The organism is Methanococcus voltae, assembly GCF_024807655.1.
Taxonomy (GTDB): Archaea; AGJL01; Methanococci; order Methanococcales; family Methanococcaceae; genus Methanococcus; species Methanococcus voltae_D.
In genome coordinates this window covers 34,914-50,806 of the sequence record NZ_JANUCR010000007.1, presented here as the reverse complement: position 1 = coordinate 50,806, position 15,893 = coordinate 34,914, and the positions used below count along the sequence as shown (strand labels likewise).

At 27.7% G+C, this 15,893-nt stretch carries 11 protein-coding genes; 5 read left to right on the top strand and 6 right to left on the bottom strand.

The genetic code is table 11. The features are described from left to right. The 5 genes from J3E06_RS07705 to J3E06_RS07685 all read right to left on the bottom strand — a co-directional run. On the bottom strand, window positions 1–1,342 hold a 1,342-nt coding region (locus J3E06_RS07705; protein WP_259164969.1), incomplete at its 3' end, for a right-handed parallel beta-helix repeat-containing protein. Between the two features lie 194 nt (window positions 1,343–1,536). Further along, window positions 1,537–3,762 carry an Ig-like domain-containing protein gene (locus J3E06_RS07700; protein ID WP_013180021.1) on the bottom strand — a complete coding sequence of 742 codons (2,226 nt, stop codon included), beginning with the start codon at window positions 3,760–3,762 and terminating at the stop codon, window positions 1,537–1,539. 254 nt (window positions 3,763–4,016) lie between these two features. Then, window positions 4,017–5,420 carry a Fic family protein gene (locus tag J3E06_RS07695; protein ID WP_013180022.1) on the bottom strand — a complete coding sequence of 468 codons (1,404 nt, stop codon included), beginning with the start codon at window positions 5,418–5,420 and terminating at the stop codon, window positions 4,017–4,019. 315 nt (window positions 5,421–5,735) lie between these two features. Beyond that, a complete protein-coding gene (locus J3E06_RS07690) occupies window positions 5,736–6,269 on the bottom strand; it encodes a hypothetical protein (RefSeq protein ID WP_013180023.1) in 534 nt (177 codons plus the stop codon). Window positions 6,270–6,763: 494 nt separating this feature from the next. Beyond that, complete coding sequence (locus tag J3E06_RS07685; RefSeq protein ID WP_013180024.1) at window positions 6,764–8,671, bottom strand: beta-CASP ribonuclease aCPSF1; 1,908 nt, start codon at window positions 8,669–8,671, stop codon at window positions 6,764–6,766. A 1,235-nt stretch (window positions 8,672–9,906) separates the two neighbouring features. On the opposite strand from J3E06_RS07685, the gene J3E06_RS07680 reads away from it, so the two are divergent. Beyond that, window positions 9,907–10,371 (top strand): Hsp20/alpha crystallin family protein, encoded by a 465-nt coding sequence (locus tag J3E06_RS07680; RefSeq protein ID WP_013180025.1) that lies wholly within the window; start codon window positions 9,907–9,909, stop codon window positions 10,369–10,371. A gap of 238 nt (window positions 10,372–10,609) precedes the next feature. After that, the gene (locus J3E06_RS07675) at window positions 10,610–12,175 is read left to right on the top strand and encodes a phosphomannomutase/phosphoglucomutase (RefSeq protein ID WP_013180026.1); all 1,566 of its coding nucleotides are present in this window, start codon (window positions 10,610–10,612) and stop codon (window positions 12,173–12,175) included. Between the two features lie 58 nt (window positions 12,176–12,233). Here the strand turns inward: J3E06_RS07675 and J3E06_RS07670 are convergent, their stop codons facing one another. Further along, window positions 12,234–13,268: a bile acid:sodium symporter family protein gene (locus J3E06_RS07670; protein ID WP_013180027.1), complete on the bottom strand. Its 1,035-nt coding sequence runs from the start codon at window positions 13,266–13,268 to the stop codon at window positions 12,234–12,236. A gap of 262 nt (window positions 13,269–13,530) precedes the next feature. On the opposite strand from J3E06_RS07670, the gene J3E06_RS07665 reads away from it, so the two are divergent. The 3 genes from J3E06_RS07665 (at window position 13,531) to cobA (ending at window position 15,875) form a co-directional block, all read left to right on the top strand. Further along, on the top strand, window positions 13,531–13,761 hold the full coding sequence (locus J3E06_RS07665) for a MoaD/ThiS family protein (RefSeq protein ID WP_259164960.1): 231 nt from the start codon (window positions 13,531–13,533) through the stop codon (window positions 13,759–13,761). 131 nt (window positions 13,762–13,892) lie between these two features. Beyond that, on the top strand, window positions 13,893–14,999 hold the full coding sequence (cofG, locus tag J3E06_RS07660) for a 7,8-didemethyl-8-hydroxy-5-deazariboflavin synthase subunit CofG (protein ID WP_013180029.1): 1,107 nt from the start codon (window positions 13,893–13,895) through the stop codon (window positions 14,997–14,999). A 132-nt stretch (window positions 15,000–15,131) separates the two neighbouring features. Then, window positions 15,132–15,875 (top strand): uroporphyrinogen-III C-methyltransferase, encoded by a 744-nt coding sequence (gene cobA / locus J3E06_RS07655; RefSeq protein WP_013180030.1) that lies wholly within the window; start codon window positions 15,132–15,134, stop codon window positions 15,873–15,875. Window positions 15,876–15,893: the final 18 nt, after the last annotated feature.

Sequence of the window (15,893 nt, the reverse complement as noted above, 5' to 3'; positions counted from 1 at the left end):
TTAATATAGGACCTTGAGTATCAAATACTAATGGTAAGTAATCTACATTTCCTAATGAGATGTTATATATTTCATCACAAAAACCATCGCCGTTTATATCGTTATGAGTTTCAGACCAACCGGTACCATCAGGTTTAAACCATAAGTTTCCCCCACCGTTTGCTTTTGTTGTATTTAAGTTATTTAAAATACTCGAAACTATATGTATATTATTCGTATTATTAAATATATTTTTTATAATCGAATTATTTTCGGAATTTAACAACTGAATACCATAATCAGTATTTGAATTCATATTATTATTACGAATATTTGAATTATCCGAATCAGATAAATACATACCAAATTTGTTCAAATTCAGGGTATTGTTTAATAATGAATTATTATGGGAGCCTAGTAAATGAATACCATAATCAGTATTTGAATTTAAAATATTATTACTAATATTTGACCTATCCAAACTTTGTAAGTAAATACCATTATCTTTATTTAAATTTATAGTATTGTCTGCAATAATAATTGTGTCGATTACCTGGTACATATGAATACCATCGACTGTATTTGAATTTATAGTATTTTTTATAATGGATATATTCGTTATTTCAGCAATAACAATACCACTATCTTTATTTAAATTTATAGTATTGTCTGTAATATTTAAATTATACACTCGATATAAGTCAATACCTGGATTTTGATTTAAAAGTATAGTATTATTCGTAATATTTGCATTATGTAGGTTTTGCAATTTAATACCATATCCATTTGAACTTACATTATTATTTAAGATATTCAAATCATCAGAAGTTCCAGATATGGATATACCCCAATCGCTGTTTGAAATTACGTTATTATCTATAATACTGGTATTAGGTGAATCTTCTATTGATATACCTCCATTAGTACCTAAATTTACCGTATTGTTGATAAGGGTTGAATTTTTTGAAGACACTATACGGACATTACGGTAATTTGAACTTATAGTATTATTAATAAGTGTAGTATCCTCAGAACCTTCGATTCTAACACCATAACCAATATTAGATATATTAAAGTTTTTTATTGTCGTATTTTTCACATTGGATACATAAATACCATAATCTAAAACACTAACACTATCACTATCTTTAATGGTAAAGCCTTTTCCATCGATTGACACATTATCACATACGATATTAATAATATGACCGCCGGAAACCGTTATATTATTATCTAAATAATATTTACCTGGCATATTAATTGTGGTGGGCGTAGTTATTGCATTATCCGCATACGCCGTATTAACTGCCAACATTGTTATTGTTAATAATATAAAAAATATTATTTTATAATTTTTGCTCATGTTCTCCTCCTTAAATTATATAAAGTTAATTATTTACTTAATTAAATATATAATTTTTTATATAAACATAGTTTTGACCATTAAAATTAAAAGATAATCTAATAACTGAATAATAGATAAAACCAATAAAATAAACAAATAAACAAAAGAGTAAATGAAACCTGAAAGGTTTCATCAAAAAAGGGAAGGGAGTATTAAACTAAAACTGGTCCTTCGGAAGTCCATTCTACGATAATAGGTTCTGTAGGTAATTCTTTAAGTGTTTCAAAGTATTTCAAAGCAGCTTCAGTTCCTAATCTATCGGAACCAGCGATATAAACTACATTATAACTTTGAACTACTGAAGCACTATTATCTTGTATTTTAAGTATTTGTATAATACCTCTATTTTCACCAGGATTCTCATTTGAAACTGGTTTTACAAATCTATCATTATATTGCTCAGCTATTTTATTTGATACTGGCCCACCTACAATAATAGTATCCCCAGTTATTTCATAGTCATCTGGGTAAATATTTTCTTTTAAACATTCAGCTAACTGTTTATCGAAATTACTTCCGTAAACGACTGTTGATTCTGAAACTGTTCTCTTCATATTTGATGATTCAATTGAATCTGAAGCATCTAACGTTTTATGATGTGTAGTTGTGGTTGTAGTACCGCCATTATCATTGTTTGAACTACGTTTTATAATGAATTCCACAGATTCTGAAGTTCCCATATTTCTTGATACATCCTTTGCATAGACCTTTAAAGAATAAGTTCCTTCAGTTAATGTTTTATTTAATATATAATAATCATTTAATAAATTCATCGATTCATTTACTCCGTTTAGTTCAGCTTTAACTTCAGAGATTGTACTGCCATCTTCCACAGTTGCATTTATTATAACGTTCGTATTATCGCTTGTAGTGTTAATAGTCCCATTTGTTGGATGATTAATGCTAATTGTTGGGGCAATTTTATCTTCACCATATCTTAGTAAATTTACACTACTACCTAATGCGGAATAAGAAGTCCCTAATACATATTTTACATTTTGATAATTATGTAATTCTTTAGGATTACCTGTTGAAATAGTCTCAGAAGGATAAGAATTATTATACATCAAATTACCTGATGTAGTATATTCTAAAAATACCATTTTATAATAATTACTTTCATCAGCACATTGGGCAAGTACACATACTTTACCAGGATTATAACATAATGCCACTGGTTTATTGTTTTTTGAACTAAATGTATAGGTTGTATTCCAATCATTAGCTCCAGTTTCCGTATCATAATTGGATAAATATAACATATTATTATTTGCGGTACTATTTTTAATAGCGTCCAATATGTAAATATTATCGCCCAATACCATCATAGATGTTTTTAAACCATCATCGGACATATTTGTGAAATAAGATGTACTCCATAATAAACTTCCAGTACTATTGTATTTTAAAAGTAATGTATCTCTTGTAGTATTTGTTCCACGCCCTAATACATATGTATTTTCATCACTGTCTATATGCATAGATATTGGATAATCTTGACCTATAAGGTAATCATAACTTGCATTCCATAATCTATTACCATCTAAATCATATTTTAAAAGTAATAAGTCTTTTGAATTTTTTATACCTCCCAAAATGTAAATATTGTTATTTACCATCTTAGCGGAAGTAACTGATTCTCTTTCTAAATTATAATCGTAAGTTTTTTCCCACAATAAACTACCTGTTTCGTTATATTTTAACAAAACAATATCGTAAGTTCCAGAGAATCCCGATTTATTAATTGAATTACTGATTACATATGAGTTTTTATTGTCATCTACAAATACCTCTTTTAGGTAATCTTTGTCAGATTTATAATCATAAGAATTTGACCACATTAAAGTACCATTTGCATAATAGTTTAACAGAACTACGTCAAAAGTTGAACCTGCACCATATGCGCCTACATATAAATTTCCATCTTTTAAAACAGCTTTTTGGGCTGAATCATAGGCCGTACCATAACTATAAGAGTTATTCCATAATTTATTACCGTCTGTATCATATTTCACTACGATTACATCTTGGCCGCCACTTTTTCGTCCATTTCCTATGACATATATTTCATCGTTTTGTACGATTAAATGGGTAGGGGCATCATCATAACCCATATAGTCATAAGAAACATTCCAAATTACGGAACCATTTTTATAACATTTATATATTATAATATCATCACTCGTCCCAGAATCTATTTCACCGGCGAGATATATTGTATCATTTTCGAATACCATTGAATTATCCATAAGGGAATACAATGAAAAATTATAATTTTCTATCCCTAAAAGACTATCCTGTGTCAATATGGCCGAATTAACACAAGACATACCACCTAACAAGAGAAGAATTGTAAAAATTACATATTTTATTTTCATTTAACACGCACCTCTTTTATTATATGATGTAATATTTTAATTAGTTATTATATAACTATTGATTTAAATCTTTCATTGAGACTATTAAATGATAATATTAATACAAAATAATAAAATAACAATATAAAAAAATTAAAAATAAAATAATAATAATAATAATAAAATAAAAAAATAATATATAAAGAAAAAATAGAATACTAATAAAATAGAATACTAATAAAATAATAAAATAATAAGAATAAGATATTTAAAAATTAATCATTCATCAGTGCGGTATATTCAAATCTCTTCCCGCTTTTACGTTTGATAATTTTGTTATTTTTCACGAGCAACTCTAAATCATTTCTGGCAGTATCGTAAGCAACGACAAATATATTTTGAATTTCTTTAATTGTAATGTACTTTTTAGGATTATTATAAAAATATTTTAAAATTTCTAATTGTCTTGAATTTAAATCCAAATTTAAATTTTCTGAACTTTCTGAATATTGTTTTTCAAAATCTAAAAGTTCTATTTCTTTTTTTGAAATGTAATTATTCATTTCATCGATTGATTTTTCAATAGCATCTAAATTATAATTTATAAAGTATGTTAAATCATTTTCGTCAGTTTCAGAATATAAATAAGCTTTTGCATATTTCTTTTTAGCATTCTTTAATATTCGTGAAATTGCAGTGTACCTAAATCCATAATAACCTCTTGAAAGTACGTACCAATAAAATATGGCTCTTGCAGTACGTCCATTACCATCGTTAAATGGGTGTATGTACCCAATTAAAAAGTGTAAAATTATCCCTTTAATAATTGGCGGTATAAAATACCCGTCTTCGTCAGAATTTGCAAATTTGCAAAATTCTTCCATTAATTCAGGCACTTGATTGTGTTTCGGAGGCGTATGATAAGTTATACTCGTATCGAAGCTATCACCCACGATTATATCGTCATTGTCTCGATAATTTAATTCATCTTCTTTTTTTTCCAGAGTATCATCAGTTATTAACATATGGAGCTTTAATATAAGTTCCGGTGTTAATTTTTCTTCTAAGAGTTCCTTATAAATATACTCCATCGTATTATATCCGTTGTATATCATTTTTTCCGAGTTGTTTGTCGGCTTTTTTTGTTGGAGTATCATTTCTTTAGCTTTTTTCCGAGTGGTTGTCGCCCCTTCAATTTGACTTGACGCAATGGCCTCCTCAAGTAATGAATTAATTAGATATTTTCGTTTATATTTTTCACTAAGACTCTTAAGACCTTCATTCATCTCTCCGAAAGTTGCTTTATCTATTTTATGTATTCTCTTTAGTATGGTGTTTGTTAAACAATATTTAAAATCATAATCTTTTATTTTAAAATTCTGAAATTTAAAAGCTCTTAATGCTTGTAATATAAGCCAAAGTTCTTCTTTATCAAGGCTTATATTTTTATATTTTAAATCTTCCCAATGCACATAATCTACATTTAATAATATATCCTTTTCTTTTTTTGGAATATCTATATCTTCGCCATTGATTACAGATAGTACTAATTTTAGATAGTGTCCCATTTTATACAAATTTGGTATGGGTGGCAGGTTAAAATTTGAATTACTGTCCGAATTAGAATTTAAATTATTCAATATATCTAATATTTTAGGAGGTTTTTCGGGAATTTTCATAATTTCACCATAATAAATTACATATTTGTATCATTATTGATTACAACTTACGAATTACCAATTTGGTAGTTTTTGGTAGATATTGGTAGTAAGTTATGAAGTTTATTATGTATATACTTATCTACCAATTTGGTAGTTTTTGGTAGATATTGGTAAATGATAGCAAATAATACATTGAAAAACATTGAAAAAACAAAAATCTCTAAACATATTTAAAAAAAATCTGTAATATTTAAAATTTATCGTATAAAATTATACAATATTTGCTAATTTGTAAAAAATAATATAAAATAAAATAAATAATTATATTGGGGGTTAATTATTTAGTATTTTATTATTTAAATCGTTAAGTGTTTTTAGTTCATTATCTAATCCATTTTTCATGGATTTTAATTCTTGCTTTTTTATGTTAATCAATTCTTTCAATTCTTTTTCACCATTTGTTGAATTTTCAAAAGAATCGGATTTTTGGAGTTCTGTATATGTACCAAGTATATCATTTAATGAATTTTCGCATTCATTAATTTTTACAGTATAATAATTTACATTTTCTTTACAATATTCTATTTCAGAAACTAAACCATCTAATAGTTTCTTTTCACAAAGTAAATAACTTTGTTTATGAATTTTATTTTCGCAATTTTCATTAACATTATTTAAATCGTTATAATTTGTTGATTGAAATGTAATCTCCCTATTTTTTAAATATTGTCTATTTTCATTTTTTGACAAAATAAAAAACAAATTGCCAAAATACTCCATAGAACTTTCAAAAAACATAGCATAGATTACAACTATTCCAATTATTGCCATAATAATTATGGATATCAGGTTAATATCTAATCCCATATTACCCCTATTATGTGTAAATATACGTTATGTACTCATTTTTTCAATATTTGTGGTGTTAATATTTAAATTGTTGTGTGTGTTTTTGCTACTTTGTTATTATGACTATTAAAAAATAAAGTAGAAAAATATGTTAGAGTGATAGTGTAAAAATAGTTGAATAATTTTTTACAATATCGTTGATTATTTAATTATTTAGTTATTTAGTTATTTAGCTATTTAATTAATATGATATTTTAGTTTACCCTTATAAATATTTCATTTAATGCCGTTATGTACATATACCTTTTAATGTATATCATAACAACAATACTATATAATTAGTTATCATATAAATAATATGTACAATTAATTTAAAACATACTGAACACCTTTGTAATATAGTTCAAAAATGGATAAAAAGATATATATAAAATTATTTTTTAAAATGACGTTTGTTATAGAACAAATTAAACTAAAATATATAATAAAATAATACAAAGATAAATATAAATTTATCTTAATCTAATAGAATCTAAATTCATAGGTGCTTTAGTCTCTTTTTTAAATAATTTATACGCAGTGCTTGCTAAATCTATACATTTGGAAGCTTCACCGTGTATTGTTAATATCTTATCTGGGATTGGTTTTAATTTTCTAAGGTATTTTATAAGTTGCTTTCTATCGCAGTGTCCTGAAAATCCTTCAAGCGTGTGAACAGATAATTTAACTTTTATAGCTCTTGTTTTTCCGTTTTTACCCATTAAAGGTATTTCTTTCCAACCTTTTTGGATTTTTCTACCCAATGTACCTTCACTCTGGTATCCCACAAACACGATGGCGTTTTTCTCATCGTCTGCAAGTGTTTTAAAGTATTCAACACTCGGACCACCTGTAAGCATACCTGATGTAGCTAAGATAATACAAGGTTCGTCTCTACCGATTACGTTTCTTCTGTCTTTGGTGTCTTTAACTTTCTTAAATACTTCTGATAAGAATGGATTGTCTCCTTCGTGGAAAATTCTGTTTCTCATATTCTTTGATAAGTATTCTGGGTAAGCTGTGTGTATTGCAGTAGCTTCCCAAATCATACCATCTAAGAATACCGGCGCATTGAAAATTCCTTGATTATATCCTTCTTCAAGTACAAGCATTAACTCCTGAGCCCTACCAATACCAAATACTGGAAGAATTACTTTACCGCCTTTTGCAATAGTTTCAGAAATAACTTTTAATAGCTCTTTTTCTGTTTCGTCTCTTTCAGGCAGTACATCATCGTATCCACCATATGTAGATTCCATAATAAGGGTTTCAAGTCTTGGGAATTGACAAACAGCCGGTTCTAATAATCTTGAAGCTTCAAATTTAATATCGCCGGTGTATGCTACGTTATATAATCCATCACCAATGTGGCAGTGTGCAATTGCAGAACCTAAAATATGCCCTGCGTTATGCAATGTAAGTTTTACAGCTGGTGCAATATCTGTTGTAACACCATAATCCAATGGTATTGTATGTTTTATTGCATTTTTTACATCTCTTGATGTATAAGGTACTGGTTTACCTTCTTTTTCCGCAATATCTATATAATCCTTTTGTAATAAGGTCATTAAGTCTCTTGTAGGTTTTGTACAGTAAACAGGACCATCATAACCGTATCTAAATAAACCAGGGATAAAACCACAGTGGTCAAGGTGAGCGTGCGTGACTACTACAGCATCGATTTCCTCAATTGAAAACTCTGGAGCATCAAAATGAGGGAATGCTTTTTCGTCGTCCATACCTACGTTAATACCGCAATCAATCATAATACGGCTTTCAGGGGTTTGGTGGTATAAACAAGTTCTACCAACTTCACGGCTACCGCCTAAAAATGAAGTTCTAATCCAACAATCATCTCTTAATTTAACATCTCTGTGTATTCTTCTTCCGATTCTTCTAAGGATATCTTTTACATCCGCTCTTTCCCGATACATTGTTGACCTTATTGCCTTTATTGTATCTGATGGAATAGGCGGTGCTCTTACAGGTTTAGGTGCCCATTGGATTTCTTTTTTAATATCTTCCAATGTACTACCTTCTTTACCAATTACCAAACCAGGTTTTTTTGATTCGATGATAACCTCACCAGTATTAGCATCAAATATGCAATTTACAACTTCTGCATCGTCTGGAACGATTCTCAAAATTCTTTCTTTTGCGATATCGGGTTCAAGTAATACTGAAGGGTCTGGCCTTATGGCTATACGTTTTCTAAAATCTTTAGCAAGCTCCTTTATGAAGTTATTTGAAAATAGTTCGGGGTTTTTAGCATAAATTACTACTTCGGAACCTTCAAATTCCACGTCAGTAATTACAGCGTTTCCTGGAGCTCTTTTTATTACATTTTCCTTTAAATCGTTAAGTATTTCTTCGGCTGACAAAATAGTCCCTCCTATTATTATAAACAGGATTCATAATTCCTAATTCATAATTCGTAATTAAGTTTAAATTAAATATGTTTAATTAAATGTAAAATATTGACAATATTGACAATATTGACAATTTGTATATTATTAATAACAACCTAAAATTTTTAAAATAATAACTAATTAAAATCTGAGCTTAAAATAATGGATATATTAATACCAGACCTTAAGCAAATATTTGCATAATTTGCCCCTTTTTGTTCAGATATTGTTTACGTTAATTGTAATTTGCGTTTAAATTTAAATAAAATTAAATTTTATCTTTACGATTTATCTTAAATTTATTAGATTTATTAGATTTATTAGATTTATTTCTAATCGTTTAATCGTTAATCCTTAATCGTTAATCGTTTAATTTTTTAATTATTTTATAAGCGATATACCTAATTCTTAATAAAAATATTATTTTAAAACTAACTTAAAATTATATTCTTGATATATTACTTTGAATTATATATTGCTAAAAAAGAATCTCTTATTTTTTAGTTATCTACAGATTTTAAGGTTTTTATCTTTATTCAACTCGTAGTTGTTAAAATTATATACCTATTATACATATATACGTATTATATACGTGTGTTAAATAAATATGGAGTATATACGCAATTTAATTGTGTATTATTAAAAAAGAACACCAATATGTTCACATCTATAATAAGTAATCATAATAATAATCATAATAAAAAACATTATTTTAATCAATTGTATACTTGAATATAATTATGCTAATCATATATTTAATATTATCTATTTTAATGGTTATCACATTATGAAATCTATGCTAAAATCTATGCCATAAACATATTTTTAATATATCTCAAATATATTATTTCATAATATATTATACTATTCTCCATCTCCTTTTTATATTTTTTGGTTTATGGGTTGTATATTACCCCATTGTGCTATTTTAAAATGTATTGTAATTATTTATTGATTTGTGGGTTATTCCATAATATTGTTATGGTATTAATAACAATAAAAATATACTTAAAAATATAAATATATTTTTGAATATAAAATATACTATCCATAAAATAATAAAATAAAGATAATATTATACTATATAAAATAATATCTATTTAATAACATTTAATTTAACAAACCACAACCAAAAGGTATATATAGAACTTCAAAGTAATAACATAATAACAAATAAGTTAAAATATGCTATAATAGAGGTGGTATACATGTTTGGAAGAGATACGGACCCTTTCGATATTATAAAATCTATGGGATTTATGACTGGAATGGGAGATATTAGCTCCTCATTTGGTTCTTTTGGTTCAAAAAAACATGTAAAAATAGGTAATTTGGAAATTCAGGGTGAAGGATTTATGCCGATTACAGTTATTGACGGTGATGAGTCAATAAAAATTATGGCATTTTTACCAGGGGTTGAAAAAAACAACATTATAATAAACGCAGTTGGAAATTCAATTGAATTAAGAGCTAAAAGAGAACCTTTAGCAATTACGGAATCAGAAAACGTCGTATATAATGAAATGTCTTCAGAAGAAGATGCTTACAGAATGATTACTTTACAATCACCTGTAAAAGAGAGCGATTCAAAAGCTAAATTTGAAAACGGAATGTTAACGTTGGTGCTCCCTAAATCGGAAGTTTCAATTAAAAAAGGAATTGATATTGAATAATTGATATTGAATAATTGATATTGAATAATTGATATTTAATAAAATTATAATTAATAAAATTATTTACTTTTTTTATAATATGATTTTACATTTTTTATACATATCATTTATATTTCTTAAATCATAGATTATTATATATATTATAATATAATACCTAAAAATTAATTAAACATACGAAATAAAGGAATATGGAAATATAATTTAGTAAAATGATGTTATAATTAAATTTGGTGATAATTTGGTTTTTAAAGCTTACGATATTAGGGGAAAATATAAAGAACAAATTGATTATGAATTTGCATATTCTTTAGGCGTTTCTTTGGGTGAAAAATATAAAAATGTGCTTGTAGGAAATGACGTAAGAATAGGTTCTAAAGAACTTGTTAAACCATTCATATGGGGACTTTTGGATATGGGAAGTAAGGTTTATTATGCAGGAACTATATCTACACCTAAGATGTACTACGGAACTAAGGGGGGTGGCTATGATTTAGGCGTAATTTTAACAGCTTCACATAACCCGAAAGAATACACTGGTTTCAAAGTATGCGACAATAACGTTGTGCCACTTTCACCGATTGAGGATATTAAACCGAATTTCTCAAGGTTAGAAATGCAACACACAAAAATCGAAGAAATTAAAAATACAAAAATTTTAGATATTCCAGATATTAATTTTGACCCGATTGAGGATTATGAAGATTATCACGTTAAAAAGTTTAAAAATAGCTTTTCAGGTGAAGAATTGAATAATTTATCAATAGCTGTTGATTTTGCAAATGGTGCAACTACTTTGGCAGAAAAAAACATAATTACACGATTATTTGGAAATTATAATTTTATAAATGAATGTCCAGATGGAAATTTCCCAGCACACGAGCCAGATACGTTAAAAGAGGAGTGTTTAGAGCAGATAAAAGACACTACAGAAATTACAGGTTCTAATATTGGGCTTATTTTTGATGGTGATGGCGATAGGTTAGGTTTAATCGACGAAGAAGGTAATACGCTAAAAGGAGACATTATCACAGCCATAATTGCTGAACAAATTATTAAAGACATAAATTTAAAAAAGATAGATTACCCAGAATGTGAATACGAATGTGAATGCACTTGTCATCCAATAAATAAGTCCGAGGATACTAAAGATATTAACGATACTAAAGATACTAAAGATACTAATAATATTAATAATATTAATAATACTGATGATATGGCGAAAAAAATTGTATGTTATACAACCAAACTTACAAAAGACGGTAAACCTTGTATTAACACCCCTAAAATAGTTTATGATTTAAGATGTAGTAATATTGTGCCCGAATTAGTTAAAAAACACGATGCTGAAGCTATTAAAACACGTGTAGGTCATTATTTCATCAAAAAATTGATGCACGAAATTGATGCGGATTTTGCAGGTGAATTTAGTAATCACTTTTACTTTAAAGAGATAGGATACTTTGAAAGCCCATTATTGGCTTTAAAATACGTTGTTGAGGCAATGACAGATAATAATATGAAATTATCAGAATTGGCAAAACAGTATGAAGTTTATTACCATAGTGGGGAAATAAACTTTAAATTGATAGATAAAATTGCACAAGAAAAAACTATCGAAACTATCAAAGACCACTTTAAAGACTGTAAAATAGAAACAATTGATGGAATTTCGATATATTGTAATGATTGGTGGTTTAACTTACGTGCTTCAAATACGGAGCCTTTACTAAGACTTAATTTAGAAGCAAAATCTAAAAAACAAATGAATGATAAAGTAAATTATTTAAAAAGTTTAATTATTTAATTAATATTATTAAATTATTTTATTATTTTATTATTTTACTATTTTACTATTTTATATCTTATTTTTTAGCTTTAGGTTTATTTTCATAATTTTTTATGCCTACATCTATCAAACTTTGTTTTTTTGATAACCTACCTTCCATTTCCCTGTCTTTTTTAGTCCAATAATTAGCCAATATTGGCCCTGTTATATTGTGCCAAACACTGAATATTGCACCTGGAACTGCTGAAAACGGTGAAAAATACTGTGTTGCCAGTGCTACGGATAAACCAGAGTTTTGAACACCTACTTCAACCACTATCGCCCTTCTTTTAGCTTCTGAGACGCCTAATTTTTTTGTAATTCCATAGCTAATTAATAAACCGAGCCCATTGTGCAAAATAACTGCAAGTAGTACCAAAAGTCCAGAAGTAATTATTTTATCCGCATTTACACCAATGATTGCCCCAACAATTAAAACAATAGCTATTACGGATACTAACGGCATTGATGACCTAAAAGGTTCTAATTTTTCGCCCATTAATCCATTTAGGACTAAACCCAATGTTACAGGTAAAAGTACAATTAAAAATATTGACTGTATCATTGAAGAAGCTGGAATACCCACCCATTGATGAGCAAGTATTAAAGTCAATATTGGAGTTATTAATGGTGCTATAATCGTAGAAACTGTTGTAATTGCTACAGAGAGAGCCACATCTCCCCTTGCAAGGTACGTAATTACGTTTGAAGCTGTTCCTCCAGGACAACAACCTAATAAGATTACACCCACAGCCAATTCAGGAGGCAATTGCAAAGCTACTGCAATAATATATGCTAAAAGGGGCATTAACGTAAATTGTAAGCCCATACCTAATAAAACATCTTTCGGTCTTTGGAAAACTATCTTAAAATCATTAAAATTAAGACTCATCCCCATACCAAACATTATAATTCCTAAAAACAATGATATATGTGGTAAAGCCCACGAAAAAACATCTGCGTTAAAAAATCCAATTATTGAGCCCAATATAACCCATAATGCAAAATAATTTTCCGCAAGTCTTTTTATATTTTCAAATATGTCTGAAAAGACGGTTAATATTTGGTACATAAAATCACCCAACAACAAAGCTGATAAAAGCTGATAACAAAGCTATTCAAATAGTTAAATTGCATAATTCCCATATTTAAGTATCTTTTTAATTATAATGATTAATCATTATAAATCAAAATACCATATATTTTTATTATATATAAATATATCAAATTAATCCGATAAATAGTAATAAAAGATTAATTAAGAAGATATATAAAATAAAAAATACAAAGGATAATTAATCATTAGGCCAAAATTACAATAATAAGGTGATTTTTTGGATAATTTAAACAATCTGGATAAAAACAATATAATTAAAATCATAATAAATCACAACAATGCAAATAAAACGATAGAACTTAAAAAAAATAGTACTGTGGGCGATATCATTAAATTAATGCAATTAGAAGATGTATTGATAATTAAAAATGGTGAAATACTATCTAACGATGATATAGTACAAGAAAACGACAAATTACGAGTATTGCCCGTAGTTTCCGGAGGATAATCTTTTTTAAGTAATAATGAATTAAATTAAACTACTTTATATAACCTCTATTAAAAATAATTAAAAGATAAAAAGATAAAAAGATAAAAGATTAAAAAATTAATAAATTAAAAATAAACTATGGTGATTTTGTGATAAACCACGAAAATGCTTTAAATTTGCTAAATTCCACATCTACAACCGAAATTTTAGAAAATTTATTAAATTTATCAAAATTAGATGATACTAATAATGGTAATAAGGGTAATAAGGGTAATAGTAAAACAATTACATACTCAAAAAATGCTTTTATACCTGTTTGTACCTGGTGTAGGAACATTTGCGGATACTGTACCTTTAGAGAAGAGAATTACACCCTTTTAACTAAAGAACAGATGAAAGAAACCCTTAGGGAAGCCGATAAATATAACTGCCACGAAGCTCTCTTCACTTTTGGGGAAAATGTAGACGAAAACCCCAAAATAATGGAAGAATTAAATAAAATGGGTTATAACAACATTATTGAGTATTTATACGATATTGAAGAATGGTGTTTAAATAATACAGATTTATTACCCCACACAAACTGTGGAATACTTACATACGAAGAATTAAAAACATTAAGGGAAGTTAACGCTTCTATGGGTTTAATGTTGGAAAATTCAAGTAGTAGACTTTGCAAAACAATTGCACATAAAGATAGTATCGGAAAGTTGCCTAAAACACGTATCGAAATGATGGAAAACGCAGGAAAATTAAAAATACCATTTACAACAGGCATTTTAATTGGTATCGGAGAAACTAAAGAAGAATTGATTAATTCAATTTTTGAGATTAACCGGATAAATGAAAAATATGGAAACATTCAAGAGGTAATAATTCAAAACTTTAGGGCTAAAAAAGGAATTCCTATGGAAAATTACCCTGAACCTACCCCTATAGAAATTTTAAAGACCATAATATTATCTCGAATGATTTTAAAGGATATATCTGTTCAAGTCCCTCCAAATTTAAACAAAGAAACTGGACAGTTGTTATTACTCGCAGGTATTGACGATTGGGGCGGTGTTTCACCGATTACTAAAGATTTTGTTAATCCAGAAGCCCCTTGGCCAGAAATTGAAGAATTAGAAATGTTTAGCAGAGAATTGGGTTATAAATTAGTTGAAAGGTTGCCCGTGTATGAAAAATACATTAATAATGAATGGTTAGATGATAGGTTATTTAAAAAAATTCAAGATATAAAACGTAAAAAATAAAGATAAAAATAAAGATAAAAATAAAAATAAAAGTAAAAATTAATATATGATAAATAGAATAAAATACGATAAATTAAAAATAATTTAATACTAAATTATTTCATATTTTTATTATAGGGTCAAGGTGTGATGATGGAAAAAAACAATTCAAAAGTAATATTGGTCGGTGCAGGACCTGGAGATGAAGAATTAATAACATTAAAAGGAATTAATGCAATAAAAAACGCAGAAGTGATTGTTTACGATGATTTAGTGGGCGAAAATATCTTAAAAAATAATGCCTCAAAAGATGCAGAACTTATATATGTGGGAAAAAGAAAAGGTAAACATTCGCACAAACAGGAAGAAATTAATCAAATAATAATCGATAAAGCAAAAGAAAATAAGCTCGTAGTTAGGTTAAAAGGTGGAGACTCTTTTGTATTTGGTCGAGGCGGTGAGGAAGTCCTTGCAATAAAAAAAGAAGGTATAAACTATGAAATAATACCGGGGATTACTTCATCTATTTCAGTACCTGAAATATTTGACATACCTGTAACACATCGCAAAGTGGCAACGTCATTCACTGTTGTAACGGGACACGAAGCAGGAGATAAAAGCGAAAACGAAAAGCAAGTTAAATTGGAAGATTTAAACGCTCAAACAATTGTTATTTTAATGGGAATATCAAACTTGGAAAATCACGTTAAAAAATTGTTAAAAAATCCTCGAAGAAACGAAAATACGCCTATTGCAATCTTAATGGATGGTACACGAGATAATCAAAGAATGGTTAAAGGAACGCTTGGAACAATTGTTGAAATTGCTCAAAAAAGTGATGTAAAAGCTCCGGGTATTATCGTAGTGGGCGATGTTGTCAACGTTTTGGATATCTAATACTATTTTCGTATTATT